We start from the raw sequence: 3,714 nt of genomic DNA, 5'->3' as shown, positions 1-3,714 counted from the left end.
AGCACCACACGAAACAGCCGCGTGTCGCCATGGAACCGGCACAGCGCAGGCACAGACAAGGTGGGCGGAATGGAAGGAACAAGCTCGACAGGTTCACCACCGGGCATACAGAACACATCCTCCAGAGGCTGCCCCGCAAGCGGCTGATGGGAGCCAGACGCGCGGCGGAAGCCATCGCTGCACTCCACAATGCGCTCCGATGCGTCAATGAATGCAAAAAGCATGGTTTCCGACGCGTCGCAGAACTGGTGCACAACGTCACTATTTCTGCGCCACGCCTCAAACAGCGTCACTGTCCTGCCTCGCGCCACCAGCATCTGGCGCACTCCACGGCCTGTATGCAGTCCTGTGTGTAGGCGTCCGCCCCCATCGCCTCCGCGATGGATTCATCCCATCCAAAGGCCTGCCCGCCCACCATAATGCGGCACTCCGCAAGCTCCGGCATAGCCCGCACGTCCTGTATCAACTGATAAATACTGCGGAAGTTGAACGGAGTGGTCATGGATATGGCGATAATATCGGGCTGCTCCGCCCGCGCCATGCGGATGAGCGCTTCATGCGGGGTGTTGGCGCCAAGGTACAACACGTTCCATCCGTCGTATTCCAAACAGCTGGAGACCATCCATGCCCCGATTTCATGAAACTCGTTGGGCGAGGCCGTTACCAGCACCTTGCCGCGCACCTTGGGCACATAGATGCCATCCACAAACAGCGACGCCAGCGTCCGCGCGGTGAGGGTAGAGGCCAAATGCTCCTGCGCCACGGTCACCTTGCCCTCGGCCCACATCTCCCCAACGGTATAGAGCGCGGGCTGCACCACATGCAGATAAAACGGCCCCGGCTCCAGCCCGCCCACAGCCTCGCGCCCAATGGCGATACAGCGCGGACTGTCCGCCGTCAGCAGACACTCCAAAAACTCCTCGTACACCGACTGCCACGCACCGGGAAGCTCCGGCGTCCATGGCGTTGCCGCCTCGGCCAGACGAATCACATCGTCGTGTTTGTCCAGCAGCCAGTCATAATACGCCACTATTTCGCGAGCCTGCTCCTGCCCCAAGGTTTCGGCAATAACCGTGCGCCACGCTTCAAGCTCCACCCGAAAGTACTCATACGCAAAGCCCTGCCCTGAGTACGCCCGGTAAACCCACGGCATCATATTCACCAACAGCGTCGTGGCGCGCAGCAGAAACACATCCGCCATAAATGCGCCGTGATGACGGTGGTTGTCATGCATCATACTCACAGGCGCAGCCCCAATTAGCAGGCCAAGGTCATCACGCTGACCAAGAGACCGGCTTACCGCTTCCGCCATACGCGGCGACTGCCGCAGATATTCCTCCACAACATCAGGCGGCACATGAGGCAGCCCCTTCGACTCCTCAACCAACTGCGACATCGTCTCTTTCCACCACTCACCTGCTCCGGAAATCATAAGCGTCCCCCTTGCATGCCATCACACGTCGCGCGGTTCAGTGGGCCGCACGCCCGCTGCCAACATCCCCGTGTTGCGTCTTCCCTTCGTCCACGCGGCACGCATCGCCGTAGGGCAGGCGGATGACAAACCTCGCCCCTTTTTCGCTGGCGGCTGGTTCCACATAAAATTCGCCGCCATGGTTCTGCGTCACAATAAAATACGACACGGACAGCCCAAGACCCGTCCCCTCCCCGGGGTCGCGCGTGGTGAAGAATGGTTCAAACACCCGGCGCCGGTCCGCCTCAGGCACCCCTGGTCCGTTGTCCTCCACCTCCACCACCACATAGCCACCCTCAAGCCGCGTGGTCAGGCGGAGCGTCCCTTCCTCGCCCTCGCGCACGGTCTCCTGCACGGCCTGCACGGCGTTGCGCAACACATTCAGGAGCACCTGCTCAAGCTCCGCACGGTTGCAGGGGACGCACAGGGCCGCGGCGTCAAACTCCCTCTCGATGCGCACGCCGGAAAGCAGGTCCGTCTGCTTCTGCCGCATTTCCGCCGCCAGCAGGTCTATGGCCCTGTCCACGCACTCCGTAATGCGGCACGGCTCGCGCCCGCCGTCTACGGAATCGCTGAATTCCAACATATTGCGGACAATGCTCGCCGCCCGCGTCCCAGCCTGACGGATGCCCGTCAGCATTCTGTCTATCCCCCGGCGCTCCAAATACTGCCGCACAGCATCAAGGTTGACGCCCACCTCGCCCGCGACCTGCGTATTGGACGGGAGCGATTCCGAAAACCGGCGCTCAATGTTCTGCACACTTTGCAGTACCGCGCCGAGGGGATTGTTCAGTTCATGCGCCATGCCTGCCGCAAGGCCGCCAAGGGAGAGCATCTTTTCGTTTTGGGTCATCAGTTCGCGCATGCGGCGCATTTCGGTCACGTCGCGGACGATGGCCTGCACGTAATTCACGTTATCTACCACAAAGCCAGACAGAGACACTTCCGCATCAAACATGGTCCCATCGGCCCGGCGGTGCCGCCACTCGAACACGCGGCTGTGGCCCTGCTCCGCCGCCTCCAGCAGCTCCGCCGCCTGCTCCGAGGAAAGCCCCCCTCCGGGCTGCCTGCGGGGTGAGAAATCTGTCGGCGTTGTGCCAAGAATCTGCTCGCGCGATACGCCCATCAGCTCCTCACAGCTCGGATTGCAGTCCCACAGCCGCCCGCCGCGAAGGATAAAAATGCCATCGTGCGCGGCCTCGAAAAGCAGGCGGTAACGGCCTTCACTCTCGCGCAGGGCGCGTTCCGCCGCGCGGCGCTCGGTGACGTCATCACCAAAGCCGACCACCTCCAGCAGTTCACCTGTTGGCGCAAAACGGTTCATGGACGTCCACATAATGGTGCGGGTGGTGCCGTCCTTCGCCGTGAGGTCCATCTCGTAGCCGGAGACATCCAGCCCTTGCATCTCCCTGAACAGCTTTTCCACCTGCGCGTAGCTTTCGCCGGGATAGCAGGTGGTCCACCAGTTGCGCCCCACAAGCTCCTCCTGATGGTAGCCCGTGGCGGCCTCGCCAAATGGGTTGAGAAATGTCGTCTCGCCGCTTGCGGTAACACCGCAGATAATGGCCGGGGTCTTCTCGATAATGCGCGCGGAGCGGTCACGCTCGGCCTCCAGCGCCCGGCGGGAGCGGTACAGCGACACAAGCACCCCGCCAAAGCCCACCACAAGGACAAACAGCGCCGCAAATGCGCCGCCAAACAGCATCACCGTCACAGGGCGAAAACGCATGCCCTTGTCGTCCCCGCCGAGGACCTCGCTCCCCGGTGGAAGCGCTTCGGCGTTGATGCCATACTGTTCCATCTCGCTCTGATCAAAAAGGAAACGGGCGCGGCCCTCGTGCTCTACGGGGATGTCCGCCACAGCATCGCCGGACAGAATCCGCGCGGCCATAAGCCCCGCCCTGCGGCCTTGGTCAAATCCGCTCACACACTTGCCGCCCATCACGCCCGCACCAATAAACCACTCCGTGCGGCTGAACACCGGCACCGAACTCGCCTGCAACACATCATGCAGCCGGTCCTCGGAGATGTAGTCCCCCAGCATATCCCGCCAGAAGGAGAGGAGAAAGACAAAGGAATCCTGCGGCAGGCTCGACAGCTTGCGCAGCAGGTCATCGGACATAAAGTCCCGCAGGACGATAACCGCAAGGTCCGGATGCTTCAGCGCCATAATATCCCGAAAGCGCGAGAGGTTAATCTCGCCCGTCGTTGTCCGGTCCGCCACCACGTAGACGGTATTGGCC

3 protein-coding genes are annotated in these 3,714 nt (G+C 62.0%); all 3 read right to left on the bottom strand.

Annotated features, from left to right (window positions below; translation table 11 throughout):
* The coding region (locus ACY69P_RS15065) for a hypothetical protein (protein ID WP_462328064.1) at positions 1 to 224 on the bottom strand (224 nt) is incomplete at its 3' end.
* A gap of 65 nt (positions 225 to 289) precedes the next feature.
* Positions 290 to 1,432: a cobalamin B12-binding domain-containing protein gene (locus ACY69P_RS15060; protein WP_462328063.1), complete on the bottom strand. Its 1,143-nt coding sequence runs from the start codon at positions 1,430 to 1,432 to the stop codon at positions 290 to 292.
* 37 nt (positions 1,433 to 1,469) lie between these two features.
* Positions 1,470 to 3,714 (bottom strand): ABC transporter substrate binding protein (locus ACY69P_RS15055; RefSeq protein ID WP_462328062.1); only part of this gene is annotated, 2,245 nt, incomplete at its 5' end.

The sequence above is a fragment of the Desulfobaculum sp. genome (assembly GCF_054921475.1).
This window is presented reverse-complemented; position numbering and strand designations above follow the sequence as displayed.